The sequence below is a fragment of the Clostridium sp. SM-530-WT-3G genome (assembly GCF_012843905.1).
In the GTDB taxonomy this organism is placed as follows: domain Bacteria; phylum Bacillota; class Clostridia; order Clostridiales; family Clostridiaceae; genus Clostridium.
The window spans coordinates 43,573-59,241 of record NZ_JABAGC010000008.1; the positions used below are offsets into that span (position 1 = coordinate 43,573).

The 15,669-nt window shown below is 29.0% G+C and carries 15 protein-coding genes; all 15 read right to left on the bottom strand.

Translation table 11 applies throughout. The features are described 5' to 3' along the window. Positions 1-30 precede the first annotated feature (30 nt). On the bottom strand, positions 31-480 hold the full coding sequence (gene dtd / locus HF850_RS05055; protein ID WP_169104387.1) for a D-aminoacyl-tRNA deacylase: 450 nt from the start codon (positions 478-480) through the stop codon (positions 31-33). Positions 481-677: 197 nt separating this feature from the next. Then, positions 678-2,891 (bottom strand): bifunctional (p)ppGpp synthetase/guanosine-3',5'-bis(diphosphate) 3'-pyrophosphohydrolase, encoded by a 2,214-nt coding sequence (locus HF850_RS05060; protein ID WP_169104388.1) that lies wholly within the window; start codon positions 2,889-2,891, stop codon positions 678-680. A 299-nt stretch (positions 2,892-3,190) separates the two neighbouring features. Next, on the bottom strand, positions 3,191-3,709 hold the full coding sequence (locus HF850_RS05065; protein WP_169104389.1) for an adenine phosphoribosyltransferase: 519 nt from the start codon (positions 3,707-3,709) through the stop codon (positions 3,191-3,193). Between the two features lie 66 nt (positions 3,710-3,775). Then, positions 3,776-4,654: a DHH family phosphoesterase gene (locus tag HF850_RS05070; RefSeq protein WP_169104390.1), complete on the bottom strand. Its 879-nt coding sequence runs from the start codon at positions 4,652-4,654 to the stop codon at positions 3,776-3,778. Positions 4,655-4,789: 135 nt separating this feature from the next. Next, entirely contained in the window at positions 4,790-5,665 is an 876-nt protein-coding gene (gene secF, locus HF850_RS05075) for a protein translocase subunit SecF (RefSeq protein WP_169104391.1), read from the bottom strand. Further along, complete coding sequence (gene secD, locus HF850_RS05080) at positions 5,658-6,923, bottom strand: protein translocase subunit SecD (RefSeq protein WP_169104392.1); 1,266 nt, start codon at positions 6,921-6,923, stop codon at positions 5,658-5,660. The genes secF and secD overlap by 8 nt, the downstream gene beginning before the upstream one ends. A 475-nt stretch (positions 6,924-7,398) precedes the next feature. Next, positions 7,399-7,770 carry a TIGR04086 family membrane protein gene (locus HF850_RS05085; RefSeq protein WP_169104393.1) on the bottom strand — a complete coding sequence of 124 codons (372 nt, stop codon included), beginning with the start codon at positions 7,768-7,770 and terminating at the stop codon, positions 7,399-7,401. A 58-nt stretch (positions 7,771-7,828) separates the two neighbouring features. Continuing rightward, positions 7,829-8,113 (bottom strand): preprotein translocase subunit YajC, encoded by a 285-nt coding sequence (gene yajC / locus HF850_RS05090; protein ID WP_169104394.1) that lies wholly within the window; start codon positions 8,111-8,113, stop codon positions 7,829-7,831. 300 nt (positions 8,114-8,413) lie between these two features. Continuing rightward, the gene (gene tgt, locus HF850_RS05095) at positions 8,414-9,553 is read right to left on the bottom strand and encodes a tRNA guanosine(34) transglycosylase Tgt (RefSeq protein ID WP_169104395.1); all 1,140 of its coding nucleotides are present in this window, start codon (positions 9,551-9,553) and stop codon (positions 8,414-8,416) included. Positions 9,554-9,773: 220 nt separating this feature from the next. Beyond that, positions 9,774-10,799 carry a tRNA preQ1(34) S-adenosylmethionine ribosyltransferase-isomerase QueA gene (queA, locus tag HF850_RS05100; RefSeq protein ID WP_169104396.1) on the bottom strand — a complete coding sequence of 342 codons (1,026 nt, stop codon included), beginning with the start codon at positions 10,797-10,799 and terminating at the stop codon, positions 9,774-9,776. Positions 10,800-11,034: 235 nt separating this feature from the next. Further along, positions 11,035-12,072 carry a Holliday junction branch migration DNA helicase RuvB gene (gene ruvB / locus HF850_RS05105; protein WP_169104397.1) on the bottom strand — a complete coding sequence of 346 codons (1,038 nt, stop codon included), beginning with the start codon at positions 12,070-12,072 and terminating at the stop codon, positions 11,035-11,037. A gap of 90 nt (positions 12,073-12,162) precedes the next feature. Then, complete coding sequence (ruvA, locus tag HF850_RS05110; RefSeq protein WP_169104398.1) at positions 12,163-12,759, bottom strand: Holliday junction branch migration protein RuvA; 597 nt, start codon at positions 12,757-12,759, stop codon at positions 12,163-12,165. 436 nt (positions 12,760-13,195) lie between these two features. Continuing rightward, positions 13,196-14,068: a methionyl aminopeptidase gene (locus HF850_RS05115; protein WP_169104440.1), complete on the bottom strand. Its 873-nt coding sequence runs from the start codon at positions 14,066-14,068 to the stop codon at positions 13,196-13,198. 212 nt (positions 14,069-14,280) lie between these two features. Next, entirely contained in the window at positions 14,281-14,859 is a 579-nt protein-coding gene (locus tag HF850_RS05120) for a hypothetical protein (RefSeq protein WP_169104399.1), read from the bottom strand. Between the two features lie 75 nt (positions 14,860-14,934). After that, on the bottom strand, positions 14,935-15,525 hold the full coding sequence (gene rbr, locus HF850_RS05125; RefSeq protein ID WP_169104400.1) for a rubrerythrin: 591 nt from the start codon (positions 15,523-15,525) through the stop codon (positions 14,935-14,937). Positions 15,526-15,669 lie beyond the last annotated feature (144 nt).

The following is a 15,669-nucleotide window of genomic DNA, read 5'->3' on the forward strand; positions in this document are numbered from 1 at the left end:
TAGGCAACAAATAAATTATTATTACCTACATTAAAAATTTCTTTTACTATCTAATAATATAGTTACTGGTCCATCATTGTGAATTTCAACCTTCATGTCTGCTCCAAATTCACCTGTTTCAACCTTTAATCCAGTAGATTTAAGCATTTCTACAAACTCATCATAAAGTTTAACTGCTTCTTCTCCACCTAAAGCTTCCATAAAATTAGGTCTTCTACCTTTTCTACAATCCCCATATAAAGTAAATTGAGAAATTGCTAATATTTCTCCTTGTACATCTAAAAGTGATAAATTCATCTTATCATTTTTATCCTGAAACACTCTTAAATTTACAATTTTATCTTTTATGTACTTTAAATCATCAATAGTATCATCTTTGGCAATTCCTATAAGCACATTAAAACCTTTGCCTATTGAGCCTATAATATTACCATCAACACTTACACTTGATGATGTTACTCTTTGTACCACAGCCCTCATTGCTTACACCCCCGACTTTTACAGTTAGTAGTTAACAATTAACAGTTAGCAGTTGTGGATGATTTTACTTGCGTAAAATCTAAAATAATATAGAGCGATAGATTTTGTATAACAAAATCAATGCAATAATATAATCAAAAAGCCGGAAGCTTTTTCTCCTTAAACTGTTAACTGTCAACTGTTACTTGTTAACTGAATTAATTATTTACTCTATAAACATCAACTACGCCTCTAAGATTTTTTATTCTCTTCATAAGGTTTTGTAAACTATCTATACATTGAATTTTAATTTTTATATTTATGTACGCATAATTATCCTTAGATAAATTTGCGTTTACAGCACTTAATTGAAGTTTTAAGTCTGTAATGATGCTCATTATATCAGCAAGAAGTCCTTCTCTATCATCAGCCATAACCTGAATTTCAGCAGAATATGAATTACCTTTAGCTGTTCCCCAACTAACTTCTACAACTCTTTCGCCATCTGTTTCTATTAGATTTTTTAAGTTCTGACAGTCTTTCCTATGAACGGATACTCCTCTTCCCTTAGTTATATAACCTAATATTTCATCACCAGGAACAGGATTGCAACATTTTGCAAATCTAACCATTAAGTTGCTTTCACCTTTTACAGTTATTTCATAGCTGTTTTGCTGACTGTCTTGTTTTGCTGTCTTAGCTATCTGTTCTTCTATTGCCTTATTTAAAATTTCTTTATTTTCTTTTTCTTTATTAACTTTATCAAATCCATTGTTTTCTTTTAATCTTGCAACAAGATTAGATGCTGAAACTCCATTCACACCAAGAAGTGCATATACATCATCCATATTATGAATATTATATCTCTTTACAAGTCTTTCGTAAAAATCTCCCTTAGCAATTTCAGCATAAGTTACACCTTGCTTCTTAAGCTCTTTATCTAGAAGTTCTTTACCTCTAAGTATATTTTCTTCTTTTTTGGCTTTTTTAAACCATTGCTTAATCTTACTCTTCGCTTGGTTACTCTTTGCGATATTAAGCCAATCCATATTAGGGCCTTTAGCATTTGCAGAAGTTAATATTTCAACAATTTCCCCAGTCTTTAACTTATAGTCAAGAGGAACTATTTTCCCATTAACCTTAGCTCCAACACATTTATTACCTATATCAGTATGAATTCTATACGCAAAATCTATTGGTGTTGCTCCACTGCATAAATTTATTACAACTCCTTTTGGAGTAAATACAAATACTTCATCTGAGAATAAATCTATCTTAAATCCTTCGATAAACTCTTCTGCATCTGAAGTTTCTTTTTGCCATTCAAGCATATCTCTAAGCCATGCAAGCTTTTTCTCAAATACTTTCTGCTTATCTTGTTCAGTACCGCTTGTGTCTCCCTCTTTATACTTCCAGTGAGCAGCAATACCATATTCAGCAGTTCTATGCATTTCAAATGTTCTAATTTGAATTTCAAATGTTTTCCCCTGAGGCCCTATAACAGTTGTATGAAGTGATTGATACATATTAGGCTTAGGCATTGCTATATAATCTTTAAATCTACCTGGAATAGGAGTGTAAATTGTATGCACTATCCCAAGAACACCATAACAATCCTTAACTGAATTAACAAGAATTCTTATTGCAGTCAAATCAAATATTTCGTCAATAGTTTTATGTTTATTGACCATCTTCTTATATATACTATAAAAATGCTTTGGTCGCCCTTCAATTTCCGAGTCAATTCCTGCTGCTTCTAACTTAGTATATAAGTCAGCTACTATCTTTTTTATGTAATCTTCTCTTTCAACTCTTTTTTCAGCAATATCTCTTACAAGTTCATAATATTCCTTTTCATGAAGATATCTAAAACATAAATCTTCAAGCTCCCATTTAATCTTAGACATACCAAGTCTATGCGCTAAAGGTGCATAAATATCAAGAGTTTCTTTTGCTTTCCTTTTCTGCTTATTTGCTGGCACATACTTAAGTGTTCTCATATTATGTAGTCTATCAGCTAATTTAATTATGATTACTCTTATGTCTTTAGCCATAGCAAGGAGCATTTTTCTAACATTATCAGCCTGTTGTTCTTCCTTGCTCTTATATTCCATTTCCCCAAGTTTAGTCAATTTTGTTACTCCATCAATAAGGTTAGCTATTTCTGCATTAAACTCACGCGCTACATCATCATAAGTATATTTTGTATCTTCTATAACATCATGAAGTAATCCAGCCACAATAGTATCTGTATCCATACCAAGCTCTGCTAAATTCTCAGCTACAGCTATTGGATGAATTATATATGGCTCTCCAGACTCCCTTTTCTGTTCCTTATGAGCTTCTTTTGCAAAATTATATGCTTTTCTCACCATATCCTCGTCGACGTTGTGACAATTCTTGTGAATTTTTTCCATTAATTCATCAATCATGAGGACTGCTCTCCTTCTATCTAAACTAAATTTATTTTAAATTCAAAGGCTGGTTTTCAAACCAGCCCGACTTTTAAATAATTATATATTATTTTATTATTATTTTCAAGCTAGATAAACTAGTAACAAGTTATTGGTATTCTTCATCTTTTACAGTAATTAATAATACTTTAAACAATATGATATTATTTGATATATTTATACTTTTTATAATATATTTCCTTAATTTAAACTAAAAATGCACTTTTTAATCATAAAAAAATAACAGAACATCAATAGTGTTCTGTTATTTTTTATAATTAAACATCATATTGAACTAATGACATTACATCATAGCCTTTTAATTTATCTCTTCCTTTAAGTTCAGTTAATTCAGTTACGAAATCTAATGAAGCAACTACTCCTCCTGCTTGTTCTATTAACTTAGCTACAGCTTCAACAGTTCCTCCAGTTGCTAATAAATCATCAACTACAGCAACTCTTTGACCTGGTTTTATTGCATCTTTATGCATTTCAATTGTATCAGTACCATATTCTAAATCATAAGTTACAGAAATAGTTTCTGCAGGTAATTTACCTGGCTTTCTTACTGGGATAAATCCTACTCCTAAAGCATAAGCTACAGGAACACCAAATATAAATCCTCTTGCTTCTGGACCAACTATAGCATCTATATTTTTATCCTTTAAGTAATTAACTATTGCGTCTATAGATTCTTTTAATCCTTCCGCATCTCCAATTAATGTAGTGATATCCTTGAAACTGATACCTTCTTTTGGAAAATCTTCAATTACTCTTATTTTTTCTTTAAAATCCATTATTAATTCCTCCACAGTACTTATTTTAATATAAAATACAAATTTATTATTAAATAGCACATATTATTATACATGTTTAACTTGTTTTAAAAGGTTATTTCTCTTTAAGCTATATAAATACTTCACAATTTGATCAGCTCTATCTTTATCATTAGTCGTTAAGAGTTCTAACACTATTCTAGCATTATCCATAACACCAACTGCACCTATAGGCGGTATTATTAATTCAATTATTCTACTTATGCCATAATCATCAAATTCTTCAATATTATAAAATTCTATTATCGATCTTAACCCATTATTATTAGTATTCATCAAAATTCTGTTACCTTCTTTGATAAATACTGCATTTTCACCCTTAACTGAAACATTTGACCATTGCACTCCTATAAGAATCAAGTCTAAGTATTTATTTATACTTTTCATATTATAATAAATTGCAATAGCCTGCATTAGCTTAAAAGTCAATCCACTTGTAGATAAATTTTTATACCTATACTGACAACCCTTTTGATTTGGATTAATGTAAATATAATCATTTACTGTATCACTTTCTTGATTTTCAAGAACTATAAGATCTATTCCAAGCTCTTTACATAAATCAACTTCTTTTTGTGATTTTAATCCAACACCTAAAGTTATTAACAGTTCAGCACCTAAAAAATCTACATTATTTTTAATATCTTGTGAATTTATTCTCGCATCCTTTTCCTGTCTGTCATATATCAAATATTCAACATCAGCATTTAAATATTTTAAAACAAGTATAAGGGATGACACAGCACAAATTCCATCAACATTATATGTACCATAGACAACAATTTTCTGTCTATTATTAATAGCTAATACTAATCTCTCTATTGCTTTGTTCATACCTTTAAGTATAAATGGGTTATATCCAGTAATATAATTTGGACAATATATACTCTCCCAGAATTTACGCATGGCCTTTCTTCCTCCATAAAATTAGAAAACACATAATATTATAAATGATAAAATGGGATTTTACAATTATTTTGTTAACAAAATAGAAAACCTTCGTACATAATGCCGAAGGTTTTCTTTATTTTATTCAAATATTTAATTTTTTTTACTTACTTTGGATTTCTTACCCATCTTTTCTTTTAATATTACCCATACTGGTGAAGCTATAAATATTGAAGAATATGCCCCTGTTGCTACCCCAACTATTAAAGGAATAGTAAATTCTCTAACTGATGGTACTAAAATATTAATTGCTATAATAGTAATCAGTGTAGATAAAGAAGTATATATTGATCTTGTCATTGTTTCTTTAATACTTATATCAGCAACTTCAACTGCATCTGCACGTCTTAATTTTTTCAAGTTTTCTCTTATTCTATCAAAAATAACTATTGTATCATTCATAGAATAACCAACTATTGTTAACATTGCCGCAATAAATGGAGTATTTACTGGTATATTAAATATAGCATAAAAACTTAATGTAATTAAAATATCATGTACTGTTGCAACTAAAGCAGCAACACCAAATTTAAATTCGAATCTAATCGCTACATATATAAGCATAACTATAAATGCTACAAGTAAAGCAATTGCTGAATTTCTAGTTAATTCTTTTCCTACTGAAGCACCAATTTCATCTTGTGAAATTAATGCATTAGCATCTAATGAATATTGTTCTTCTAAAGCTTTCATAATATTTGAAATTTGTTCACTATCAAGATTTGTAGCTTTTATTTCATATTCATTTGTATCAGAAAGATTTGTATTTGCATCTTCAACATATTCATTGACTATTACGTCTGCTTGATCTTTGCTTATATCATCATTTAATTGAATTGATACTTGCGTACCACCTCTAAAGTCTATACCAAAATTTAATCCTCTAAAACATGTAAATCCTAATCCAACTATTATAATTATTAAGGAAATCGAAAACCATATCTTAGTTTTTTCTATAACCTTAAGCATGTTTTTCTACCTCCCTTTTAACTCCAAAATGCTCTGGTTTGCTAAGTATTCCACAGTTAACTGCTAAATTAATAAGTACTTTTGTTACAACTAGTGCTGTAAATAAGCTTACAAGTATACCAATCATAAGTGTAATAGCAAATCCCTTTACTGAACCAGAACCTATGAAATATAAAATTAATCCACAAAGGATTGTTGTTACATTAGAGTCAACAATTGAAGATAATGCATTTTCTGATCCTCTCTTAATAGCTGTTCTAATTGAAACTCCTCTTCTAAGTTCTTCTTTAGTTCTTTCAAATATTAATATGTTTGCATCTACTGCCATACCTATAGTAAGAAGTAATGCTGCAATACCTGGAAGTGTTAAAGTAATTCCTACTTCAACAAATATATATAAATTTAGTATTATATATAATAATAACGCAACATCAGCAAAAAATCCTTCACGTCTGTATATTACAAGCATAAATATGAATACTAATCCTATACCAATTGCTCCTGCCTTTATAGCATTAGGAAAAGCTGTTGCCCCAAGTTGTGCTCCAACATTTTTAACTGAAACAGCCTTTACGCTTACTGGAAGTGCACCTGCATTAATCATAGCAGCAAGTGATTTATTTTCTTCTAAAGAAGTTATACCTCCACTTATGCTTGCTCTACCATCAGTAATAACAGTCTGTACATTTGGATCTGAAATTAATTCATCATCAAGATAAATGCTAATTTTTTGTCCTACTAATTTTCTTGTAGCATCTGCAAATTTTTGTGCTCCTTCATCAGTAAATTCAAGTCCTACTTCATATTTTCCTGTTTGTTGATTAAGTTGAGCTTGAGCTTTTTTAACATCTTGACCTGTTAATAATACATTACCTTCTGGGTCCTTAAATGTTAAATTACCAGCCTGACTTAAATTCTTTATGATTTCATTTGAATCAGATGCACCTGGTACATCAACCCTTACTCTTTTATCCCCTTCTGTTGTTACAACTGTTTCTGCAACGCCTAATTTATTAACTCTTAATTCTAAGTGCTGCTTAACGCTATCTAATTGATCTTGAGTAACGTCATCTTCTTGTATTTCCATAAGCACAGAAACACCACCTTGAAGGTCTAACCCTCTAGTTATAACCTTATCGAATGGTTTAAATTCATATCCGCCTATGACAAATCCTTTAAAACCTGCAAAAGCTAAGAATCCTATTATAGCAATAATTAAAACTAATAATACCGCACTTTTGCCTTTCGTCTTTTTCATCTTATCTCCCTCCATACATTTTGTCTTTTCATTCCCGCACAATAACAGAGTACGTTGTAGGCTAAACCTTGTATTTGTTATGTAAAATAGTAAAACTATGAATTATTATAGCTGACAGCAAATTAAAATCAATCATTTTATACAAATATAATTTCTCTTACCAATAAACAGCTGCCAGCTATATATAAAATATTTAGTGTATTATTGTATAAATTCTTATTTTGAAGAATTTTTCCTACAATATATACAAAATACTCTTTTAATTCAAAATTTATTTACACTCCTCATTAACACATTGTCATTATATCACACTATAATTTCTTAATAAAGTTTTTTATTGGTACTTTCTGCTTCTCAAATAGATTAAAAATACTATATAAAAATTAAAAACCTATACTTGCTCCCCTGCTTCGAATACGTTTAACATATGTATAATATTTTCTAATCTTTAAAAACTAATATTATATCCTCCAAATCAATTTATATTAACACCTAAAATACCTGATAAAGCACCAACTATCATAATTATTGATAATTTCCCCAATTCATATACAGAAAAAATTAAACTTCCACCTAGTACAGAAGCAGTAATAAAATAGATGCAATAAAACTCAGCACCTACACATATTCCTACAAGCATACCTTTAGAACCATTCTTTTTTGAAGCTATAATACTCCCTGCACTTATACTAATTAGAACAGTAATTATAATAATCATACTTCGTATACTATTATTTATATTAAATTTGGTCATAACTGCTGAAAGTATTATTATAGCAACAAGAGAAATTATAATTGTTCCTATAGTTCCTTTAAGTACAGATTTAAAAAAGTTATTTTCTTGCATAAAACAACACCTCCCAACACTTCATTTTATGAATTGTCAGAAGGTATTATGCATAATTTTACTTATCGTTACCTACTTTATAAGCAATACCGCCTTTATCCATCTTAATTCTTGTTTTAGCAGAACTGCTTTCTATTGTAACGTATTTTTCATCAATATGAACTATTTTTCCTAATATACCGCCTCTAGTTACAATTTCATCATTAACCTTAAGCTCACTTATCATAGAATCATATTTCTTTTTTCTTTTCTTTTCTGGCACTATCATTAAAAAATAAAATATAGCTAATATCACTATAAATGGTAAAACATTAATTAATATTGCACTTATAGAATTACTCATGTTTATTCCTCCAATTATTAAAATTATAATAAATATATTCCTGTTAAGTAGTTTACATTTTTTATTAAATATTATCAACCCTATAAATTAACTTTTTATTAATTATTTATATTTTATATGAAATAATTGTTACTTATATAAGTATTTTCTTCCTAATATATTATTTTATTCATAAAAAACTATATTAATCTATTAAAATTAATTAAATGGTATTTTTAGTTTTTAGTATTATTGATAATAAAAGAGTGTTTTTAAAATGTAGATTTTAAAAACACTCTTTTGTTAAAGAATCAATTTAATTTATTTCTTAGGTGCCCAGTCTTTTAACTTTTGTTCCTTAAATTCTTTGTAAGTACCATTATCTATAGCAGTTCTGATTTCTTCCATAAGCTTATTATAGAAATGTAAGTTATGTAATACACATAATCTCATAGCAAGCATTTCTTTTGCTTTAAACAAATGTCTAATATATGCTCTTGTATAGTTTTTACATGCTGGGCAATCACATATTTCATCTATTGGTTTAGCATCTAATTCATACTTAGCATTCATTAAGTTTAATTTTCCTTCGCTAGTATAAACATTACCGTGTCTTCCATTTCTAGCAGGAAGTACACAGTCAAAGAAGTCTACTCCTCTGTCTACTGCTTCTAAAATATTTTCAGGAGTTCCAACACCCATTAAGTATATTGGTTTATCTTCTGGTAAATGTGGTACAACAGCATCAATTACTCTATACATATCTTCATGGCTTTCACCTACTGCTAAGCCTCCAATTGCATATCCATCTAAATCCATCTTAGTGATTTCTTTAGCATGAGCTATTCTTATATCTTCGTAAGTTCCACCTTGGTTTATACCAAATAACATTTGTTCTTTATTTATAGTATCTGGAAGAGAATTTAATCTATCCATTTCATCCTTACATCTTTGAAGCCATCTTGCAGTTCTAGCTACTGATTTTTCTACATATTCTCTAGTTGATGGGTTTGGTATACATTCATCAAAAGCCATAGCAATTGTTGATGCTAAGTTACTTTGAATCTGCATTGATTCTTCTGGTCCCATGAATATTTTCTTTCCATCAATGTGAGAGTTAAAGTAAACTCCTTCTTCTTTAATCTTTCTCATTGCTGATAAAGAGAATACTTGGAATCCGCCTGAATCAGTAAGGATTGGTCTATCCCAGTTCATGAACTTATGTAGTCCACCCATTTTCTTTACAACTGTATCTGTTGGTCTTAAATGTAAGTGGTATGTATTTGAAAGTTCAACTTGACAACCAATTTCTTTTAAGTCCATACTTGAAACTGCACCTTTAATAGCTGCAAGTGTTCCAACATTCATAAATACAGGAGTTTGTATTGTTCCATGAGGAGTTACAAACTGACCTCTTCTTGCTTTTCCATCTTTTTTTAATAACGTATATCTTTTACTCAAAAGTTCCACCTCTTAATATTTTTTATATATTGAAACTATTGATTAATGTCACCTCATCAATATGTAATCAAACTTTAATTCATTTGAAAGTTGATAGTGGAAAGTGGAGAGTTTTGGATGATATTTCTTGCAAAATATCTTTATTTTAATTTAAATAGTTTATTCACTTATTTAAAGTTCCATATTCATCGTTGCTTTCCTATATCATCAGTCATACTTTCTATTTTATAAACATTGAATCTCCAAATGAGAAGAATCTATATTTTTCTTTAACTGCTTCTTTATATGCATTCATAACATGATCTTTTCCTGCTAGTGTTGATACAAGCATTATAAGTGTTGATTCTGGTAAGTGGAAGTTTGTTATTAGGTTATCCACTACTTTAAATTTATATCCTGGATAAATAAAGATATCTGTCCATCCACTTTGTTCTTTTACAAAACCATTTTCGTCTCCAATAGTTTCTAAAGTTCTTGTTGATGTTGTTCCAACGGCTATTACTCTATTTCCTCTTTTTTTAGTTTCATTAATTATATCAGCACTTTCTTTTGAAAGTGTATAGAATTCAGAATGCATATGATGTTCTTCTAAGTTTTCAACTTTAACTGGTCTGAATGTTCCAAGACCAACATGTAATGTTAAATAAACAACATTGATTCCTTTTTCTTTGATTTGCTCTAATAATTCTTGTGTAAAATGAAGTCCTGCTGTTGGTGCAGCTGCTGAACCAGTTTCCTTTGAATATACTGTTTGATATCTTTCTCTATCTTCAAGTCTTTCATGGATATATGGTGGAAGAGGCATTTCACCAAGTGAATCTAAAACTTCTTCAAATATTCCATCATAATGGAATTCTACTATTCTATTTCCATCTTCTTTAACTTCAACAACTTCAGCTTTAAGCTTTCCATCACCAAAAGTAAACTTTCTTCCTACTCTTGCAGACTTACCTGGCTTAGCTAGACATTCCCATTTATCTTTATCTACTCTTTTTAATAATAAGAATTCTATCTTTCCGCCAGTACCTTCTTTTTCACCAATTAATCTTGCTGGCATTACTCTTGTATTATTAAGAACTAAAGTATCACCTTCATTTAAATAATTAATTATATCGTGAAACACCTTATGTTCTATTTCACCAGTTTTTTTATCTACAACCATAAGTCTTGAAGTATCTCTCTTCTGTAATGGATGTTGTGCAATAAGTTCCTCTGGTAAATCAAAATCAAATTCTTTAACGTTCATTGTTATCTTCTCCTAACATTTAGCTTATGAATTAATTTCAAAAGCCAATTATTATGCTTATTTAAAATGTAGTAATACACTTTTTATCTAACCATTTATATTTAGTAAACTAGATATCTATCCAGCCCGCTATTTTTAAGCAAATATATAAGTATAAATATTCTTTTATACTTATATATTTATATTTGCACACTAATATACTATAAAATACCTTAAAGATATTTGTATTTAGCAACTATTCTTCATCGAAAAATGTACCTTGAACTTTTATTTTTCTTTTAGATGGATTAACTCTACCTAAATGCTCGTATGCTTTATCAGTTGCAACTCTTCCTCTAGGAGTTCTTATAATAAATCCCTTTTGAAGAAGATATGGTTCATAAACATCTTCAATAGTTCCAAGTTCTTCTCCTATAAAATAAGAAAGAGTTTCTATTCCAACAGGCCCACCATTAAAGTTATCAATAATAGCTTCAAGTATCTTATTGTCTACTTTATCAAACCCTGCATTATCTACTTCTAATAATTCAAGAGCATTTCTCGCTTCTTTCAATGATATTAAATTATTAGATTTTACTTCTGAATAATCTCTTACTCTCTTTAAAAGCCTGTTTGCTATTCTTGGAGTCCCTCTAGATCTTCTTGCAATTTCAAAAGCACCTTCTTCAGTAATGTCACATCCTAAAACAACAGCACTTCTTATTACTATTTCTTTAAGTTCCTCATTTGTATAATACTCCATGGCACATAAAACACCAAATCTATCTCTAAGTGGTGCACTAAGCATACCTATTCTAGTAGTAGCACCTATAAGTGTGAACTTTGGAAGATCAATTCTTATAGATTTAGCTGCCGCACCTTTACCTATAACTATATCTAAAGCATAATCCTCCATTGCTGGATAAAGTATTTCTTCTACAGTTCTGTTTAATCTATGTATTTCATCTATAAACAAAACATCATTGTCCTTTAATGTTGTAAGTATGGCAGCTAAATCTCCTGCCCTCTCAATTGCTGGTCCTGATGTTATCTTAAGTTCACCACTCATTTCCTTAGCTATTATATTAGCAAGAGTAGTTTTCCCTAATCCAGGAGGTCCATATAAAAGTACATGATCTAGTGCTTCACATCTTTTTTGAGCTGCTTGTATAAATATATCAAGTCTCTCTTTAACCTTCTGCTGACCTATATACTCGTTAATTTTCTGAGGTCTTAAACTTAGTTCCGAATTAAAATCACCATTCATCTCTGATGGATTAACTATTCTTTCCATAATATACCCCCTTTCTCAGTTAACAGTTATCAGTTTACTGCAAATTCAATAAAAACTGTTAACTGTAAATTGTTAACTGCTAACTGACATCTATCCCATTAATGCCTTTAACGCATTTTTAATTATATTTTCGACACTATCATTTTTATCAATATTTTTAAGAACTTTTTCTGCTTCTTTTTCACTATATCCAAGTGCAATTAATGCGCTTAATGCTTCTGATGCTGCTAATGTATTTTCTACTGAGCCTGTTTCATCTTCAAATGCACCATCTAATAATTCATCTGGTTGAAGCTTATCTTTAAGTTCTAATATTATTCTTGCAGCAGTCTTTTTACCTATTCCGACTCCTCTACAGATGTGTTTTTCATCACCTATCATTATAGCATATTTAAGATTATTAACTCTGCTTATTGAAAGTAATGATAAAGCTGCTTTTGGTCCTACTCCGTTTACATTTAAAAGAAGTTTAAACATATCAAGTTCTTCTCTCGAATCAAATCCGTAAAGGCCTATAAAGTCTTCTCTTACAATCTGTTCTATATATAATGTTATTTCTTCTCCTGCTTCAGGAACATCTGACATTGTTGCACCTGAAGTAAATATTTTATACCCAATACCGTTATTTTCAACTATAATATAGTCTTTATTAATTCCGATATATTTCCCTCTTATATACTCGTACATCTTATCCTCCACAGTTTTCCATGTGCTTCTTATGTAATTTATCAATTCACTTAAGCCTAAATATTACTTTATCATTTTACAATAAATCTTTCAATAAGTAAGGCTCTAAATTTTACATTTAGATAGTCGAACTTATTCTGCGAATACTATGTGAGTACCCAGCGAACGAATGTGAGTCAAGCTTCCTTAAATCATATTCTAAATCTATGATTTGGTTCCTCTATATTTATTATTCTTGATTATTTAAATTATATATTGTTTATGAAATCATAAAATATATACCTAAAAATATCACCTTATAAATTCAATTATATGCTTCTCCTAACAATAAAATATACTCAAAACCATACAACTATATAAACTGCATGATTTTGAGCATATTATCCTTTTAAAAGATATTTATTTTCAACGATATACTTTTAATAAATGTATAATCTTATCTAGCAATTATTTCTGCTCCATCTTCATTTATGGCTATTGTATATTCCCATTGTGCTGAAAGAGATCCATCATCTGTGTATACTGTCCATTCATTATCTGAATCAACAAATATTCTATGAGTTCCTTCATTTATCATAGGTTCAATTGTAAATACCATTCCTGGAACTAAAATCATTCCTTTAGCTTTTGTCTTATAATGATATACAAATGGATCTTCATGAATATCTAATCCTACTCCGTGTCCACCAAATTCACGTACAACTGAATAACCATTTTCTTCAGCAATATTACCAATAACTCTACCTATATCACCTAATGATGTTTCCCAAGGCTTTATTATTTCAACAGCTTTATCTAAAGCTTCTTTTGTTACATTAACAAGTTTTTTTGCTTTTTCACTTACATTACCTATTAAAAACATTCTAGATGAATCTGAATAATATCCATTTAATATAGTTGTTGCATCACAGTTTATAATATCTCCATCCTTAAGTATTACATCTTTACTAGGTATTCCATGACATACCTCATCATTTATAGATGTACATATACTCTTTGGAAATCCTTCATAATTTAAATCAGCAGGTATTCCCCCATGAGCAATTGTATATTCATGTGCCATAGTATTAATTTCTTCTGTGCTCATTCCAACCTTAATATTTTTTTCTATTAAATCTAACAAACCGTTATTTATAACTGCACTTTTTCTTATTCCTTCTATCTGTTCAGGTGTCTTAATCATTTTCCTTTTAGGTATTTCGTATCCTTTTCTTCTAAATGCCTTTAACTTTTCATCAAATTCATAATGACAGTTTTTATATTTTAAACCACTGCCACACCAACACTTATCATTTCTACCAAAAACCATAATTTCTATTTCTCCAATCATTAATAAAATAAATATTAACATTTATTTTTATTTTAATATAAACATTATAGCATACTTTAAAAATGAGTTTTTACCTTTCTAATTTTCACATAAACCTTCAACCCTTTTACTATAAGTTTATTCTTTCTTATATTAAATAGTTACAAAAACAATAGAACCATTGTGTTTTAGTTCACCATGGTCCTACATTATTATGATAAGAATTCAGATAAATCTTCTTCTGCGTCTTCTTTATTATCATATTTTAATTCAAAATTGTTTATTTTATATACATCATTTTCTGGTAGCATCTGAACACTCTTATTTTCTCTATATACATCACTATCATTTTCTATAAATAACTTTCCATTTTCATCACTCTTATAAATAGCTAAATATCCTTCTTTTTCACCTATATAATATTTATCAGGCTCTACAGTTTGGGAATCATCTTTTTTAAACTTTAAATCAGACTCTTCTGCACGATCAAGGGTATATCCTATTTTCTTTAATTCTGAGCAAAGTTTATTTATAGTTAAATCAGAAGCTAAATTAAATTTTTCTTTCAATTCTTTTAATGATAATTCTTCATTTGAATTATCATCAGATATTAAACATATTTTCATATTATCATCAATAACTTTTTCTGTATTCTGAGCAGCTATTGTTGTATTCTCCAATTTTTCATTTTTCTTATTCATCATATATCTATCTGCTATGAAGTAAGTTAAAGTAAATATAAGTGCTAATGATATAGTTGTAATAATAAATAATTTCCTCTTATTTTTCATAATAATCACTCCCTTTTTCTGGTATTATTGACTATTATGTTTTAATATATACATTTATTATGTATATTTTTTATTTTATTCGAACAATGAATTATCAAACAATAAATAGTATCCTTGTGGTTTTTTACATACTGGACATACATTTGGAGCTTCTTTTCCTTCGTATATAAATCCACAATTTGTGCAAATCCACTGAGTACTTTCATCTTTCTTAAACAATGTATTATTTTCGAATTCATCTGCATATCTATTAAATCTATCTCCATGGACTTTTTCTATGAATGCAATATTTCTAAAAGTTGTAGCAATGTCACTAAAGCCTTCTTGTTCTGCAATATCAGCAAATTCTTTATACACAACATCATGTTCTTTATATTCATTATTAGCTGAAGTTCTTAAAAGCTTTAAAATATCATCATATACATCTACTGGATATGATCCATTATCTATAGTTATAGTCTGACCATTTAATGACTTTAATGCATCATAAAATACCTTCGCATGTGCCTGTTCCTGGCTTGCAGTATACTTAAACAAACGTTCTATAATATTGTATTTCTTGTTTTTAGCTGTTTCAGCGGCCATATCATATCTATTTCTTGCCTGACTTTCACCAGTAAATGCCCTCATTAAATTAATTTTAGTTTTGCTTTCCTTGAAATCCATAAAAATTCCTCCAGTAAAAATATTATTTATAATTAATATTTCCACTAGAGGAATTTATTATTCAGAACTTACAAGTATTATTTATTTTTAATTTTATAAATCAATTATATTTTTAAGGAATTAATGTATTTTGTATATGAATAG

Coding starts and splice junctions, on each gene's coding strand:
- ruvB (WP_169104397.1), bottom strand. CDS start 12,072: ATGGAAAGAATAGTTAATCCATCAGAGATGAATGGTGATTTTAATTCG.
- HF850_RS05060 (WP_169104388.1), bottom strand. CDS start 2,891: ATGATTGATGAATTAATGGAAAAAATTCACAAGAATTGTCACAACGTC.
- secD (WP_169104392.1), bottom strand. CDS start 6,923: ATGAAAAAGACGAAAGGCAAAAGTGCGGTATTATTAGTTTTAATTATT.
- ruvA (WP_169104398.1), bottom strand. CDS start 12,759: ATGTACGAGTATATAAGAGGGAAATATATCGGAATTAATAAAGACTAT.
- HF850_RS05120 (WP_169104399.1), bottom strand. CDS start 14,859: ATGAAAAATAAGAGGAAATTATTTATTATTACAACTATATCATTAGCA.
- HF850_RS05085 (WP_169104393.1), bottom strand. CDS start 7,770: ATGCAAGAAAATAACTTTTTTAAATCTGTACTTAAAGGAACTATAGGA.
- dtd (WP_169104387.1), bottom strand. CDS start 480: ATGAGGGCTGTGGTACAAAGAGTAACATCATCAAGTGTAAGTGTTGAT.
- HF850_RS05115 (WP_169104440.1), bottom strand. CDS start 14,068: ATGGTTTTTGGTAGAAATGATAAGTGTTGGTGTGGCAGTGGTTTAAAA.
- secF (WP_169104391.1), bottom strand. CDS start 5,665: ATGCTTAAGGTTATAGAAAAAACTAAGATATGGTTTTCGATTTCCTTA.
- queA (WP_169104396.1), bottom strand. CDS start 10,799: ATGAACGTTAAAGAATTTGATTTTGATTTACCAGAGGAACTTATTGCA.
- rbr (WP_169104400.1), bottom strand. CDS start 15,525: ATGGATTTCAAGGAAAGCAAAACTAAAATTAATTTAATGAGGGCATTT.
- HF850_RS05065 (WP_169104389.1), bottom strand. CDS start 3,709: ATGGATTTTAAAGAAAAAATAAGAGTAATTGAAGATTTTCCAAAAGAA.
- yajC (WP_169104394.1), bottom strand. CDS start 8,113: ATGAGTAATTCTATAAGTGCAATATTAATTAATGTTTTACCATTTATA.
- HF850_RS05070 (WP_169104390.1), bottom strand. CDS start 4,654: ATGCGTAAATTCTGGGAGAGTATATATTGTCCAAATTATATTACTGGA.